The 14,244-nt window shown below is 65.9% G+C and carries 12 protein-coding genes and 1 tRNA gene; 5 read left to right on the top strand and 8 right to left on the bottom strand.

Translation table 11 applies throughout. The features are described 5' to 3' along the window. Nucleotides 1–279 precede the first annotated feature (279 nt). Nucleotides 280–1,488, top strand: coding sequence for an EAL domain-containing response regulator (locus AB7M16_RS20385; RefSeq protein WP_212257630.1), 1,209 nt, complete (start codon nucleotides 280–282; stop codon nucleotides 1,486–1,488). 48 nt (nucleotides 1,489–1,536) lie between these two features. On the opposite strand, the gene AB7M16_RS20380 is transcribed toward AB7M16_RS20385, so the two are convergent. Beyond that, entirely contained in the window at nucleotides 1,537–2,391 is an 855-nt protein-coding gene (locus AB7M16_RS20380; RefSeq protein WP_453945018.1) for an NAD(P)H-dependent oxidoreductase, read from the bottom strand. A gap of 94 nt (nucleotides 2,392–2,485) precedes the next feature. Between AB7M16_RS20380 and AB7M16_RS20375 the strand changes: the two genes are divergently transcribed. Next, the gene (locus AB7M16_RS20375; RefSeq protein WP_453945017.1) at nucleotides 2,486–3,421 is read left to right on the top strand and encodes a LysR family transcriptional regulator; all 936 of its coding nucleotides are present in this window, start codon (nucleotides 2,486–2,488) and stop codon (nucleotides 3,419–3,421) included. A 15-nt stretch (nucleotides 3,422–3,436) separates the two neighbouring features. Here AB7M16_RS20375 and AB7M16_RS20370 read toward each other — a convergent pair whose 3' ends face one another. The 4 genes from AB7M16_RS20370 to AB7M16_RS20355 form a co-directional block, all read right to left on the bottom strand. Continuing rightward, the gene (locus AB7M16_RS20370; RefSeq protein ID WP_453945016.1) at nucleotides 3,437–4,297 is read right to left on the bottom strand and encodes a DMT family transporter; all 861 of its coding nucleotides are present in this window, start codon (nucleotides 4,295–4,297) and stop codon (nucleotides 3,437–3,439) included. 330 nt (nucleotides 4,298–4,627) lie between these two features. Next, nucleotides 4,628–5,767 carry an FAD-dependent oxidoreductase gene (locus tag AB7M16_RS20365; RefSeq protein ID WP_453945015.1) on the bottom strand — a complete coding sequence of 380 codons (1,140 nt, stop codon included), beginning with the start codon at nucleotides 5,765–5,767 and terminating at the stop codon, nucleotides 4,628–4,630. A gap of 370 nt (nucleotides 5,768–6,137) precedes the next feature. Further along, nucleotides 6,138–6,653, bottom strand: a complete 516-nt coding sequence (locus tag AB7M16_RS20360; protein ID WP_453945014.1) for a nuclear transport factor 2 family protein — start codon at nucleotides 6,651–6,653, stop codon at nucleotides 6,138–6,140. 89 nt (nucleotides 6,654–6,742) lie between these two features. After that, nucleotides 6,743–7,804: an aldo/keto reductase gene (locus AB7M16_RS20355; RefSeq protein WP_453945013.1), complete on the bottom strand. Its 1,062-nt coding sequence runs from the start codon at nucleotides 7,802–7,804 to the stop codon at nucleotides 6,743–6,745. A 92-nt stretch (nucleotides 7,805–7,896) separates the two neighbouring features. Here AB7M16_RS20355 and AB7M16_RS20350 point away from each other — a divergent pair, with 92 nt between their 5' ends. After that, nucleotides 7,897–8,799, top strand: a complete 903-nt coding sequence (locus tag AB7M16_RS20350) for a LysR family transcriptional regulator (protein WP_172788800.1) — start codon at nucleotides 7,897–7,899, stop codon at nucleotides 8,797–8,799. A 196-nt stretch (nucleotides 8,800–8,995) separates the two neighbouring features. Here the strand turns inward: AB7M16_RS20350 and AB7M16_RS20345 are convergent, their stop codons facing one another. After that, nucleotides 8,996–9,976 carry a Bug family tripartite tricarboxylate transporter substrate binding protein gene (locus AB7M16_RS20345; protein ID WP_274069618.1) on the bottom strand — a complete coding sequence of 327 codons (981 nt, stop codon included), beginning with the start codon at nucleotides 9,974–9,976 and terminating at the stop codon, nucleotides 8,996–8,998. Nucleotides 9,977–10,055: 79 nt separating this feature from the next. Then, entirely contained in the window at nucleotides 10,056–11,696 is a 1,641-nt protein-coding gene (locus AB7M16_RS20340; protein ID WP_453945012.1) for an FAD-dependent oxidoreductase, read from the bottom strand. A gap of 111 nt (nucleotides 11,697–11,807) precedes the next feature. Between AB7M16_RS20340 and AB7M16_RS20335 the strand changes: the two genes are divergently transcribed. Next, nucleotides 11,808–12,719: a LysR family transcriptional regulator gene (locus AB7M16_RS20335; RefSeq protein WP_453945011.1), complete on the top strand. Its 912-nt coding sequence runs from the start codon at nucleotides 11,808–11,810 to the stop codon at nucleotides 12,717–12,719. Between the two features lie 35 nt (nucleotides 12,720–12,754). Here the strand turns inward: AB7M16_RS20335 and AB7M16_RS20330 are convergent. Then, nucleotides 12,755–12,844, bottom strand: a tRNA-Ser gene (locus AB7M16_RS20330). Between the two features lie 160 nt (nucleotides 12,845–13,004). Between AB7M16_RS20330 and AB7M16_RS20325 the strand changes: the two genes are divergently transcribed. Next, nucleotides 13,005–13,868 (top strand): alpha/beta fold hydrolase, encoded by an 864-nt coding sequence (locus AB7M16_RS20325; protein WP_453945010.1) that lies wholly within the window; start codon nucleotides 13,005–13,007, stop codon nucleotides 13,866–13,868. Nucleotides 13,869–14,244: the final 376 nt, after the last annotated feature.

Below are 14,244 nucleotides of genomic sequence, written 5' to 3'. Positions count from 1 at the left end.
TTGATCGCCGCCTCGGAGCAACCGCGCGCGTGCATCCCTCGACGCCGTCGAGCGGCAAGTCGCGCGCCGATCGCGCGCGCAGGCATTTCACCTGCAACAACCGGCGCTGCGCGTGTGGTGCTCGGGTATGCGAATTCATTTCGAAGAATCTGTCGACAAATTAGCTCGAATTGCAGGGCTTAACGTTACTCAGATAATTCAAGAACGATGTGAAGCTCTCCTTATTTGAACCCACGCTCCGCGGTTATGAAACCGTCACGGAACGGGAGTGGTGTTGCAATGAACGATGGGATGATTGAGCTCGTCGGACGAAGGCCTGTGACCTTCGGACGACGAAAGGTGACGCCGCGCGCCTGCGTGGCCGACAGCAAGCGTCACTTGCGCGCCTTTCTCAGCGAGATCCTCGAAGATCTCGGCTTCGTCACCTGCGAATGCGCCAGCGCCGACGAGCTGCAGACCGTGCTCGCCAGCGAACTGCCCGACCTGATCCTGCTCGGCGTCGCCGCCGACGGCATCGAGCCGGGACGATTCCTCGAAATCCTGGTGCGCGAGGCATTTGCCGGCAAGGTTCTCGCCGTCGGCGCCCGCGATTCGATCATCGTCAAAGCGGTGCGGCAGGTCGGTGAGGAATACGGCCTTGCGATGCTGCCGCCGCTGACGACGCCCTTTGCCGCGGAGACGCTGCGCGAGCGCGTTGCCATGCTGCTGCCGGAAGAGCCGGCGCCGAGCCCGGCCGTGCATGTCGGCGAGGCCTTGCACGCCGGCTGGCTCGAGCTCTGGTACCAGCCCAAGATCGACGCGCGCACGCTGGTCCGCAACGGCGCCGAGGCCTTGGTGCGGATGCGGCATCCGACCTGGGGCGTGGTGCCGCCGGCCTATTTCATCCCGGAGCCGCACGATCCGCATTTTCGCGCGCTGTCGGAGTTCGTGATCGATCGCGCCATGCAGGACTGGCACTATCTTTTGGAGCAACAAAGTCCGGTCGACCTGTCGATCAATCTTCCCGCCTCCTATCTCAGGGAGCCGCAGGCCGTGCGCGATCTCTGCCGCCGCGTGCCGACGCACCCGGCCTTCGGCGGACTGACGGTCGAGATCGACAGCGAGGAGGCGATCCGCGAGCTCGATCTCCTGGGCGAGGTCGCGCGCGAGGTCGGCCTGCATAATATCGGCCTGTCGATCGACAATCTCGGCGCCAACTGGCCCTCGCTGATGGACCTGGACAAGATTCCCTTCGTCAAGCTGAAGGCCGATCGGCAATTCGTCACCGGTAGCGGCGGCGACCGGCTGAAGCGCACGGTGTGCCGTCACATCGTCGAGCTGGCGCAGGGCTTTGGCGCGCGCGCGGTGGCGCAAGGGGTCGAAAGCCGCGCCGATCTCGTCGCCGCGAACGAGCTCGGCTTCGACCTCGTGCAGGGCTTTCTGTTCGGCAAGCCGATGCCGCTGAAGAAGTTTGCACGGAGCGCGCTGACGCGAACCGTGATGGGATGAGCGCGTCGCGCTCCCAGCCTCGAGAGCGCGACGCGAGCCGTCTCGCAACTACGCGGTTGCGGCGCGGAGATTTGTCGTCGATCGAATCACGCCAGGCTTGTCCGCCGCGCCGCATTCATCAGGTCGATCGAGGTGGAGCGCGAAACCGCGCGCCCCGGGCGACTCGAGCCCGGCGCGGAGCTGCATGCTCGGGATGACGTAATCGCCGCCATTCTGGCGCCGATAGGGAATCGGTGACGTCGTCGCGAGCGTTCTCATCCTCTCGCGCAGGCGTTCGGCCGTCGCGCCGAAAGCGGCTTCATCGAGCTTGTCGACCTGATAGGCCACGAACGGCGGCAGGACGTCATAGCCGGGATAATAGAGAATGCCGTGATTGATCGGAAACAGCAGGTCGTCGATCGGCCCGTTGATGCCGCGGGCGGAATAATGGTCCTGCCAGCCGCCGGCGGTCACGATCAGCATCGCGCGTTTGCCGGCCAAGGTGCCCTCGCCGTAACGGTCACCCCAGCGCCTGTCGCTGTGCTCGCCGACACCATAGGCGAAGCCGTAGGCGAACACGCGGTCGACCCAGCCCTTGAGGATCGCAGGCATGCTGAACCACCACAGCGGAAATTGGAGAATCAGAGCATCCGCCCACAGCAGCTTCTCGATCTCGCCCTTGACGTCGGCGGTCAGCGTGCCCGCCTCGAACGCCTGCTTGGATGCCGCGGCGACCCCGAGACGCCCATCGATCGGCAGCGACGGGAAGTCGCCGCGACCGACCTCGGACTTCCAGCCCTCGGCATAGAGGTCGGAGACCCGCACGTCGTGGCCCTGGGCCTCGAGCTCTCTGATGGCGACATCCCTGAGCGAACCATTCAGCGAGCGCGCTTCGGGATGAGCAAAGACGATCAACACTTTCATGTCAGCACCATTGGATTGATGATTTGGGATCGGCAGATAGCGCCCGGGACCGCGATCCGGTAGAAGCGGCCAATGGATAAGATTGTGCCGGAAAATGGATAGGTCGGAGGTCACGCTCGAGCGCATGCGCAGCTTCGTGCGCGTCGCCGAGCGCGGAAGCCTGTCCGCGGTCGCGCGCGAGCTCCGGGTCGGCCAATCCACGGTGACGCGGCACATTCGAGAGCTGGAGCAGGCGGTCGGCGTGCCGCTGCTCACCAGGACCACGCGCAGGGTCACCATGACGGCGGAGGGCCGCAATTACTACGCCGACTGCGTGCATATCCTGCGTCTCGTCGAGCAGGCCGGCGACGAGGCGCGCTCGACGCGCGGCGCGCCGGCCGGAACTGTCCGGGTCTCCTGCACCGCGGCGTTCGGCGTGCTCCACGTCAGCCGTTTCATCTTCGCCTTCCAGGACATCTATCCGGACGTGTCGGTCGACCTCAGCCTGACCGACGAGCGGATCGACCTCGTCCGGGAGGGCGTCGATGTCGCACTCCGTTTGGGGCCGCTCGCCGAAAGCACGATGAAGCTGAAGTCGCTTGGCCAGTCGCGGCGGCTGCTCGTGGCCGCACCCGGCTATCTTGCCGCGCGTGGCCGGCCCGCGCGCCCGCAAGACCTCGCCCATCACGAGGGCGTTCGCATGTCCAACATCGCCGGCAGCGACGTCCTCGTGCTGCAGGGCCGCCGCGGAGGCCGCCATGCGATCCCCTTCAGCGGGCGGCTGCGCCTGGATCACGGGCTGGCCGCGCGTGAGGCGCTCGCGGCGGGCCGCGGCATTGCGCCGGCGCATCTTTGGCTGGTCAACGACCTTCTCGCCGACGGCAGCCTCGAACGCGTGCTGCCGGACTATTCGCCGCCGCCCGTTCCGCTGAACATGCTGATCGTGCCGGAGCGGTCCGGCGTTGCGCGCGTGCGCCTCCTGGTCGATTTCCTCGCCGAGCAGATCGCGCGATTGCCCGGGATCGAAAAGCCTCAATCCGGCAGGAAGTAACGAAGCGGGTTGTCCTCACGCAAACCGCCGCGCGAAGAAGACGCAGGCGACCACGATCGCGGTCGCGGCGATCATGCTTCCTGCGACCGGCTCGTGCAGCAGAAGAGCTGCGAGCGCGAGACCGAAGAACGGCTGTAGCTGCTGCAGCTGGCCGACGCGGGCAATGCCGCCGATGGCGAGCCCGCGGTACCAGAAGATGAAGCCGACGAACATGCTGAAGACGGAGACATAAGCGAGCCCGACCCAGGCGGGCCCACTGATGCCGCTCCAGACGGGCGGCCACGTCAGAACTGCGAGCGCCAGCATCAGCGGCAGCGCGAGGAGCAGCGCCCAGGAGATCACCTGCCAGCCGCCGAGGCGGCGCGACAGCGCGGCGCCTTCGGCATAGCCGAGGCCGCACAGCACGATCGCGGCGACCATCAGGAGATCGCCGGCGAGCGAGGCCACGCCGTCGCCGGCGAGGGCAAAGCCGGCCACCGTGGCGCTGCCGAGACCAGCGAACAGCCAGAACGGCGGCCGCGGCCGCTCGCCGCCGCGCAGCACGGCGAAGATCGCGGTCGACAGCGGCAACAGGCCGATGAAGACGATCGACCGCGCGGACGTGATGTGCTGGAGCGCGAGCGCCGTCAGCAGGGGAAAGCCGATCACGACGCCGATCGCGACGATGGTGAGCGAGGCGAGATCCTGCCGCTGCGGCCGCGCCTGCCGGAGCAGGCCGAGCACCGCCGCACCGATCAGCGCCGCGATGACGGCGCGCGCCGAGGTCAGGAACAGCGCCGAGAAGCCGCCGACGGCCACGCGCGTCGCCGGCAACGAGCCGCTGAAGATGATGACGCCGAGGAGCCCGTTGCCCCAGCCGCTGGCGGAAGAGTGCATGTTGGTCTCGCTTGGTGGGGGCGTGCCGTGAGGGTTGAACGCTTCGCGTTCAGCCATGGAACAACAAAAGTGCGAAAACAACCCCATGCACAGTAGACGGGGGTTGCAAGATCAATGGGTTACGCGGAGGGCTGGATCAGGTGCGGGCCGGACAGGATTTCGGGAGCCAAAAAGCCGAGGAATCTCCCGTCATTTGCTTCGTCGGGCAAAACAGGAGCATAGTGCCAAGATCGCACGAGGTCGCACAGGCAGGGCTCTGGCTCGGGTCTCTTGAAGGCGTTTGCCGCCGGACGGTGCGCGTGCATTGTCACCGCAACATCCAGCAACCGCTCAGGCAAATCGAGAATAGCGCGAAAGCTGAAAGAAGGGTTCTGCTTCGTAGGACGGATCGGTGGCAAGGCGGGCAAGCCTTTGCCCGATGGCGGGCGCGAACTTCGCACCATGGCCTGAACACGCGGAGCAGACGATCAGGCGGGACTCCGGCCAGCGATCGATGATGAATTCCTCGCCCGCGTCTAGCCGGCGGTCGGCGGGCGCGGTGTTGGTGTAGAGGCAGACGTCGCGATCGATGATGGGCCCGGCCGCGCCCGGGACGAGGGCGGCCAGCGCTTCGCCGATGGGGCGGAGTTCGGCATCGCTGGCGTGCGGACCCCAGTCGTCGGGGCCGACCACGGGCCCGTGGTTGTGAGGCGCAGCTTTAACGCCGCGCTGTTCGAAGTCCGGAAAGCCGTAGACCATGTCATCAGGACCTCGGTCCAGAATGAAGATCGGGAAACGACCGAGCGCCACAGTGTCGGGGCTAGCAGGCGCGAACCACCCGACCGCCTGTCGGGTCACGTTGAGCAGCGCGGCTAGTGGCGGGAGTGCGCGACCGAGCCATGGGCCAAGCGCCAGAATCGCGCGCTCGGCGAAGAACTCTTCGGTCGCCGTGCGGATCGATACGCCGTCGTGGTGCGGCGCGAAGCTCGCGCGTTCCGGAATCACACGATTTCCGGCGCGTGCGCGCATCAGTGTCATGACGACCTCGGTCCGCAGGATCGCGCCACCGTCCTGCACGACGACGTCCCAATCGTGCGGCAGGCTGAAAGCCGGAAATTCCTTGTTCGCTTGAGCCGCGGTCAACATCGGATCCGGACGCCCTTTCGCGATCGCGGCCGCGCGCGAGGACGCCACCATGGCGGAGCCGGGACGGCCGGCCTCCAGAATAGGAGTGTCCGTCAGAATTGTTTGACCGCTTTCGCTCTGCATCCGGATCCAGCCGGCATGCGCCTCGTCGCTCAGGCTGGTGTAGTTGGGGTTTTCGAAATTGAAGCGACGGAAAATGCGACATGACCCATGTGACGAGCCTCGATCCGAACCTGCTGCGACAGGGTCGAAGCCGAGCGCATCGACGCCGGCATCCAGCAATGCGCCCAGCGCTGCTCCGCCCATGAGCCCCAGACCCAGCACGGCGACTTCGCATTTTCGCATGAAGGCCTCGCAAGCGATGCTACGATGCGGAGATCATCCTGATGATTTCGCGTGTTGACAAGGTCTACGGGAGGGCGATTACGGCCGGCATCGACAACGCCGTATCGGATCGTCTGCAGGCTTGCTCCGCCTCTCCCGCTTGCGGGAGAGCATAGGCCGCCTTCGGCGGCCGTCCTTCAAAAGGACGCCGAGGCATAGCCTCCGCTATCGCGCTCGCAGAGCGCGGCGGGTGAGGGCTCTCGCCGCGCAGGGACGTCCTCAGTTAATCTCGATAATCCCAGCGCGGAGACACCCTCTCCCCACCCCTCCCCCGCAAGCGGGGGAGGGAGCGCACCTTCCCTTGTCGCGATCAAACCTACTCGCACCCCGCCTATTGCGCTGACGAAGGAATACGCCGCAGGACGTCGTCATAGGGTACGAGGTCGAGATAGGCCGTGACCTCGGCCGCCTTGCCATCCTGCATGAGCATGATCCACGCATAACTGTTCGCGTAAGGCCTGCCGTCACGGGCCACGCCGCTGCCTTCCCAATGCGCGATGACGTGATCACCATCGGCGAAGATCCTCACGGCAGTAGGACGCACCGGTGTCGACAATCGGCTGGCGAACGGGCGAACCGCGCGATCGAGGAACACCTCGCGCCCTCTGAACTCGCCGGCGCTTGGACCGGATCCCTTGATGCGCCACACCACGTTTTCGTGCAGCAGATCATTGAAGAAGGTGGTTCCTCCCGCCGCCCATCGATCGAATGCGTCGGCGACGATCCGCTTGTTGTCACCCTGCACCGAACTGGCCTGTCCGCAAGGCGCGGCCGTTGTCAGGCTGGATGCCGTGAAGATGACCGCATAGACGCACCACGCAAGTACGCGATTGACCATGACTGCCATTGTGTCTCCCTTTCTGGTGCAAGATGTCGTCCTGCCCCGAAGTGATGCACGCGTGCTCGGTCGAGATCGGCGACGTGTTGTTGCCCGATCTAGCCGCGCCGCGCGACGCTGGCGCCGCCAAAGATGAGTTGCTCCACCATGGGGCGGCGCAAGAAGCGGCCTGGAAAGATCGGATCTGGCGCGGTCGCCTGGTCGAGGCGCGCCATTTGCTCAGGAGAAAGCGAGATCCCGACCGCGCCGAAATTGTCTTCCGCCTGGTCCAGCGTGCGGGCGCCGATCACCGGCGCGGTGACCGCCGGATTGGCCAGCGTCCATGCGATGGCTACCTGCGAGGACGTTGCGCCGAGCTCCGAGGCGATGGTTCGCACCGTTTCGGCCGCGGCGAGCGATCGCTCGTTGAGAAGGCCGGACGACGCGATGATCGAGGCGCGTGTGGTTCCGACCGCCCGTTCCTGAGAATCCCTGAGATCGGCGCGGGTGTACTTGCCGGTGAGCACGCCGCCGCCGAGGGGCGACCAGGGCAGCACGCCCAGGCCGAGGGCTGCTGCTAGCGGGATGAGTTCATGTTCGACGGTGCGCTCGACCAGATTGTATTCGATCTGGAGGGCAACGAAGGGCGACCAACCGCGCAGATCTGCCATCGTCTGCAGCTGTGAAATGCGCCAAGCCGGCGTGTTGCAGATGCCGACGTACAAAATCTTTCCGGTGCGCACGAGATCGTCCAGGCCGCGCATCACCTCATCCGGCTGCGTCGTCGCATCCCAGCTGTGGAGGTAAAGCAGGTCGATGCGGTCCGTATCGAGTTGCCGCAGGCTCTGCTCCACGGAACGAACCATGTTGAGCCGGTGGTTGCCGCCGGAATTGGGGTTGCCGGGATCGCGGGCCATGGTGAACTTGGTCGCGAGCACGAGGCGATCGCGCTTGTCCCGTGCGAACTGGCCGACCAAGCGCTCGGAAGCGCCATTGGTGTAGTTCACCGCGGTGTCGATGAAATTGCCGCCGCGGTCGACGTACAGATCGAAGATCCGCCGTGCCTCATCGGCATCGGATCCCCATCCCCACTCGGTCCCGAAGGTCATCGTGCCCAGGGCAAGGCGAGATATGCGCAGGCCGGAGCGGCCAAGCAGGCGGTATTGATCGAGCGACGTCATCAGAGCCTCCTTCGTGTGGTTCGGAGGTAGTCCCCGGTGAGAGGTGGGAGAAGTTGGCCAATGATGACTGGGGTGGTAAGCCTAGCTAACCAATGACCACCGACCTGAACCTCGTCGCCGTTTTCATCGCGGTCGCGGAAGCCAAGAGCTTCCGTGGCGCCGCCGAGCGGCTCGGCGTGACACGATCCGCCGTGAGCCAAGCTGTCCGACGCATGGAAGACCAGTTGGGCGTGGCTCTCGTCCAGCGCACGACGCGCAGCGTCAGTCTCACCGAAGCCGGCGTGCGCTTGCATCAGCGCGTGGCGCCGGCGCTCGCCGAAGTCGAACAGGCGATCAATGGCGCCCGCGACCGTGACGCGCAGCCGACGGGGCAGCTGCGTCTCGCCGTCTCATCGATCGCCGAGCGTTTCATTCGCGGTCCATTGCTGGCCGAATTCACGCACGCCAATCCCGGCGTGCGGGTTGACGTGACCGTGACCGATGACGAATTCGACATCGTGGCCGAGGGCTTTGATGCAGGCGTCCGGCTCGGCGAAGTGATCGAGCAGGACATGATCGCCGTGCCGGTCTCGGGCGATCAGCGCCAGCTGGTCGTGGCCGCTCCGGCCTATCTGGAACGGTTCGGCGCCCCCTCTCATCCGCGCGAGCTTGCGCAGCATTGCTGCATCGGGTGGCGGCCGGCGCCGCACGTCGCTCCCTACCGCTGGGAATTTGCGGAAGGAGGGCGCGAGTTCGACGTCGCGGTGGAGCCGAGGATCACGACCAACGACATGTGGGTCATGGTGCGGACCGCCTGCGCGGGAGGCGGCCTGACATTCGGCATGGAGGAAACGTTTCGATCCTATATCGAACGAGGAGAATTGGTGCCCGTGCTGGAGGAATATTGCCCGTTCTTCCCCGGCTTCTTCCTCTACTTTCCGGATCGGCGGAATCTTCCGCCGAAGCTGCGCGCGCTGATCGATCACGTGCGTTATCGGCCGAGCGGAAAGCGCTAGCGCGCAGTGAAATGAGGCTCGATCGCCGCAAAAACGAACGTGCGCTCCCTCTCCCGCTTGCGGGAGAGGGTTGGGGAGAAGGTGTTTCCGCAATGGGACAATCCCCAAGAGGAGAAAGCCCTCACCCGGCGCTTCGCGCCGACCTCTCCCGCAAGCGGGAGAGGTGAACGAGCCGCGGCAATCCCTCAAGCCCGCTCTAGTTTGCCTTGATGCCGGCCTCGCTGATCAGCTTGCCCCATTTCGTGCTCTCGCTCTCAATGAAGCGGCCGAACTGCTCCGGCGAGGTCGGCGCAGGCTCCGCGCCGAGGGTCCGGATCTTCTCCGCCACGGAAGGATCCTTCAGCGCCTTGGTGAAGGCGTCGTTCAGCCGTCCCATGACATCCGCAGGCGTGCCGGCGGGCGCAACGAGCCCGAACCAGCCGACGGATTCGAAACCCGCAATGCCGCTCTCGGCCAGCGTCGGCACATCGGGCAAGGATGAAAGGCGGCGGGCGGAGGAAACGCCGATCGCGTTGAGCTTGCCATCGAGGATCAACTGCCGCGATGCCGGAATATCCAGCACCGCGAAGGGGACATGCCCTGCGAGAACATCGACCGCCGCCGGCGCCGTCCCGCGATACGGGACCAGCTCCATCGCGATTCCGGTCTTGTGCGTGAACAGCGCGGCGGTCAAATGCATCGCCGTCGAGTTGCCGCCATGCCCGATCGACAGCGCACCTGGCCTCGCCTTGGCGAGCGCGATCGTCTCCGCGGTGTTACGCGCCGGGATATTCGCGGATGCGACCAGCACAAAGGGAATTTCCGCGAGCAGGGTGATGGGCGCGAGATCCTTCAGCGCGAACGGCATCGCGGCGTTGAGGTGTGGATTCACCGTCAGCGCGCCTGCCGGCGCCACGCCGAGCGTGTAGCCGTCCGGCCTCGCCTGCGCGACCGCGGCCATGCCGATGTTGCCGCCGGCGCCGGCGCGGTTCTCGATCACCAGGCTCTGCTTGAGCTCGGCTGTGACCAGCGGCTCGAGCGCGCGGATGACGGTGTCGGCGCTGCCGCCGGGCGGGAAGGTCACGATGATCTTGATCAATTGCTCGGGATATGCGGCTCGGGCCGCCGCCGGCGGCAACACCGCGAAAGTCGCGGCCGTCAGCGCGGCCAGGATGCGGCGCCTTGCAACGTGAAACACGCTCTCCTCCTCCATGCGTTCCTGCTTTTGAAAGTCGGCCTGGCGAGCTGCGCCGCCAGGCCGTCCGCTCGGTGTCGTCTTACGCCGCAGCGCCAGTGATACGTGCCAGCAGGCCCAGCGGGTTCTCCGGCGCGGACTGCCCGCGCCAGGCGATGTGCTGGTCGGGCCGCGCCAGCACGAGCTTCTCGGCATAGGCGCCGTTCGCCTCCTCCGGCGCAACGTCGACCAGCGCCAGCGGCACGCCCCGCTCCTTTGCAGCGTCTTGTAGCCGCGTCACATCGATGGCCGGGTCGAACCGCAGCAATGTGTAGCCGGGGCCGAAGGCGTCGTAGAGCGAGCGTCCGTCGCGCAGGAACAGGTGCGGCGCGCGAGCGCCCGGCACGCTGGAGGGCGTGAAGCTGCCCATCGCATAGGGCGGCGGCGTCTCGCCGTCATATGCGATGATCGGCGAGGCATCGTAATAATAGCCGAAGTTGAGGCCGGCACAGCAATATTGCTGCACGTTGAGATCATAGGCCGCTCTCGCCAGCGCGGCGCGCGCCGCATGGCCGCGCGGCGTGTCGTCCTCGATCTCCGAAGGTACGCCGCCGCGCTGCGCCATCATCTTCATCGCATGGTCCATCGCAAAGCGCGACACCTGCTCGGTGATGGGCTGGCGCTCCGCCTCATAGGCATCGAGGATCGCAGCCGGCGCCCAGCCGTTCAGATGCGCCGCCAATTGCCAGCAGAGATCGACGGCATCCGCAATGCCCGCATTCATGCCGTAGCCGGCATAGGGCATCCACAGATGCGCGGCGTCGCCGCAGATGAAGACCCTGCGGTCGCGGAAACGATCGGCCACGAGGCGGCGTCCGACCCAATCCTCCTTGCTGAGCACGCGGTATTCGAAGCGCTCGTCGACGCCGAGGATGGCGCGGATGGCCCAGTCGCGATCGACCGAATCGAACTCGGGCTCGTCGGGCTTCAGGTGGTTGTGGATCAGCCAGCGGTCGTGACCGTCGATCGCAACAACGGTGCCGGAGCGGCGCGGGTTGAGCGCGAGCACCATCCAGGCCGGCTTGTGTGCGCCCATCAACTCCTTCAGTTGCGGGGCCTCGATGAAGGTCGACTGCACGCGCTGGATCACCGGCGTGCCGGACAGGCTGGCACCGATCGCTTTCCGAACGAGGGATCGGCTGCCGTCGCAGCCGATCACGAAGCTGGCTTCGATGCGAAGCGCATGTCCGCTGTCGAGATCGCGCGCCAGCGCGACGACGTGGTCATCGTGCTGCTCGATGTCGGTGATTTCGGTGCGCGGCAGGATCTTGATGCGCGGCTGCGCGGCGGCATGGCTGAACAGGATCGGCTCGAGATAGACCTGGTTGATCCGGTGCGGCGGCTCGGGCGTCGGCCACCAGGTGTCGGGGCCGCCCGTCGCGCTATAGCGGCGCGCGCGGGAGGGAATGTCGATGCGGCAAAGCTCGATCCCGGTCGCCGTGGTCCGATAGGAGCAATCATTGGGAAAGTCCGCAGGAAGTCCCGCATCGCGCAGCTTGGCGGCAATTCCGAGCCGTCGAAAAATCTCCATCGAGCGCGCCGACACGTGATTGCACTTGACGCTGGGCGGATCGCCGGCGTGGCGGATCTCCGCGACGACGACGTCGATCCCGCGCGAGGCGAGATCCATCGCCGCAGTCAATCCGACGGGCCCGGCGCCCACCACCAGCACTTGCGCTCTCATGCTCGCTCCAATCCTTGCCGCGGATTCTGTCCGCCCGCACATCATGCATTTTATTGCAGGCCCGCTTATGAGATAAGCCGGAAAGTACTCATCAATTCATGAGCTTTTCCGATGAATGTCACCTTGCGCCAACTGGAGGCCTTCACCGGCGTGTACCGGACGCGCAGCATCACGCGGGCCGCCCGCGAGCTCGGCATTACGCAATCGGCGGCGAGCCTGTTGATCCAGCAGCTCGAGACCCAGCTCGGCGTCAAGCTGTTCGACCGCTCCACGCGTTTGGTGCAGCCGACGCTGGCTGCCGACGAGGCGTTCCACGCCGCCGAACGTATGCTGAGCGATGCGCAAGGCCTGTCGCGCCGCATGCGCGACCTCGCGCAGGCCCGCGCCGGCCGCGTCGCGTTTCTCGCCTCGGCCGGCACCGCATCGGCGCTGCTGCCCATGGTGCTGGCGAAATTCCGCGCCAGCCATCCCGGCATCGAGATCGACATGCGGGATGTTGCCGCCGACGATCTCGTGCCACGGCTGGCCACGACCGATGCCGAGTTCGCGATCGGCAGCGTGGAAGGCGAATTCGCGGACTTGACGATCGAGACACTGACAAGCGGCCGCCTGAGCGCGATCGGCCGCCGCACCGCGGACTTCGCCGCACGTCGCTCCCTCACCTGGGACGAGCTGGCGCAACTGCCGACCATCGCGATGCGCCGGGAGACGCGGATCCGCATGCAGATCGATCAGGCCCTGAGCGCGCAGGGCAAGCACCTCGATCCGACCTATGAAGTGACCCTGATCAACACCGCCCTCGCCATGACGGCGCAGGGCCTCGGTCTCGCGATCCTTCCCGCGACGATGCTGCCGGCCGACCAGTTCCCGACACTGATCGCAAGACCACTCGTGCGCCCCGCCCTCACGCGACCCGTGTCGCTGCTGCAGCGCCAGGGCCGAACGCTGTCGCCGGCGGCGCAGGCCTTCGTGGCGACGGCGCGGGCGGTGCTGGCCGGCCGAACGGCACCGGCATCAGGCTGATTTTGCGGAGCTATTTGGAAGGATCGTCGTTGAGCTGGCGGAGAGGGAGGGATTCGAACCCCCGATAGGCTTGCACCTATGCCGCATTTCGAGTGCGGTGCATTCAACCACTCTGCCACCTCTCCTGAAGGCGCCATATAGGAGCTGGGCCCCTGTGGTTGGGGGCGTTAATAGGCGAGGATGGCGGGCCAGACAAGGCGCGAAAGGGGAAAATCCGCTGCCTCTTTCAGCCCTTGTCGTCCGGCTTGTCGACCCCTTGGCCTCTCGGCTCGAAAAGGAACCGCCATGGAGCACCTGACCATCACGGCCAATGGCGCCGATTTCCACCTGGTCCGCGCCGGAAAAGGCAAACCGCTGCTTTTGCTGCATGGCTGGCCGGAATTCTGGCTGACCTGGGAGCCGGTGATATCGAGGCTTTCGGACCGGTTCACGCTGATAGCGCCTGATCTGCGCGGCTTCGGCGACAGCGACAAGCCCGATGGCCCTTACGGGCCGGACGGGCACGCGGCCGACATGCTGGCGCTGATGGACAGGCTCGGCATCGACCGATTCGGCGTGGTCGGCCACGATGTTGGCGGCGCGGTCATGCAGCCCCTGGCCCGGCTGGCGCAGAAGCGATTCGCTGGGCTGTTCTTCTTCGATTTCGTCTATCCCGGGATCGGAGCGCGGATGGCGGCACCCGATCGGCTCAACCACATCTGGTACCAGTCCTTTCACCAGATGGAGATGGCGCCACAGCTCGTCGGTGCGAGCCGGGAGAGCTGCCGGCTCTATATCAGCCATTTCCTCAGAGGCTGGGCGCACCGGAGAGGCGCCTTCGACGATGTGCTGGACGCCTTCACCGACAATTTCCTGAAAGACGGCAACCTCGCCGGCGGCTTTGCGCATTACCGCGCCTCGCATGAAGGGCGGGTCGCGATGATGAAGGGCGAAGCGCCCCGGCTGCCGCCGATCGCGGTGCCGACCTGCGTGCGCTGGGCCGAGCACGATCCGCTGTTTCCTTATGCGTGGACGGATCGGCTGTCCGAGACCTTCAGCGATCTCGATCTCGAGATGTTTCCCGGCGTCGGCCACTTCCCGCATCGGGAAGATCCGGATCGCGCGGCCGCAGAGATCGCGGCATTCTTTCAGCGTGTGGGGTGGAGTTGAGGTGCAAGAAGGCCGAACTCGGGCAGCGATGGACCTGGTGCGGCGGCCTGCGCGCACGCCTCGTCCTTCGAGACGGCGCTTACGCGCCTCCTCAGGATGAGGCTCATCAGCGTCAGTGCCCGTTGAAGCTGCAGCCACGCACTCCGCCCTCATCCTGAGGAGCCCGCCCAAGGCGGGCGTCTCGAAGGATGGCAGCAGCAAAAACTCTCAAATGCCAATGTTCGGAAAACAAGGTGGGACCGCCAGACGCGGTAAACACTGGCGGTCCCGTGCCGCTCATTGAAATACTGGCCGTGAAGGGCGGCTTCGCCGGCCGAGTGGAAGCGACGGCCAGACCCTAGCGGGCGGCAGGTTTCCCGCAACGCAATCCGTGCCT

Source organism: Bradyrhizobium sp. USDA 372 (assembly GCF_053629095.1).
This window is presented reverse-complemented; position numbering and strand designations above follow the sequence as displayed.

Coding starts and splice junctions, on each gene's coding strand:
- AB7M16_RS20350 (WP_172788800.1), top strand. CDS start 7,897: ATGACCACCGACCTGAACCTCGTCGCCGTTTTCATCGCGGTCGCGGAA.
- AB7M16_RS20335 (WP_453945011.1), top strand. CDS start 11,808: ATGAATGTCACCTTGCGCCAACTGGAGGCCTTCACCGGCGTGTACCGG.
- AB7M16_RS20365 (WP_453945015.1), bottom strand. CDS start 5,767: ATGCGAAAATGCGAAGTCGCCGTGCTGGGTCTGGGGCTCATGGGCGGA.
- AB7M16_RS20360 (WP_453945014.1), bottom strand. CDS start 6,653: ATGGCAGTCATGGTCAATCGCGTACTTGCGTGGTGCGTCTATGCGGTC.
- AB7M16_RS20340 (WP_453945012.1), bottom strand. CDS start 11,696: ATGAGAGCGCAAGTGCTGGTGGTGGGCGCCGGGCCCGTCGGATTGACT.
- AB7M16_RS20375 (WP_453945017.1), top strand. CDS start 2,486: ATGGATAGGTCGGAGGTCACGCTCGAGCGCATGCGCAGCTTCGTGCGC.
- AB7M16_RS20380 (WP_453945018.1), bottom strand. CDS start 2,391: ATGAAAGTGTTGATCGTCTTTGCTCATCCCGAAGCGCGCTCGCTGAAT.
- AB7M16_RS20355 (WP_453945013.1), bottom strand. CDS start 7,804: ATGACGTCGCTCGATCAATACCGCCTGCTTGGCCGCTCCGGCCTGCGC.
- AB7M16_RS20370 (WP_453945016.1), bottom strand. CDS start 4,297: ATGCACTCTTCCGCCAGCGGCTGGGGCAACGGGCTCCTCGGCGTCATC.
- AB7M16_RS20385 (WP_212257630.1), top strand. CDS start 280: ATGAACGATGGGATGATTGAGCTCGTCGGACGAAGGCCTGTGACCTTC.
- AB7M16_RS20325 (WP_453945010.1), top strand. CDS start 13,005: ATGGAGCACCTGACCATCACGGCCAATGGCGCCGATTTCCACCTGGTC.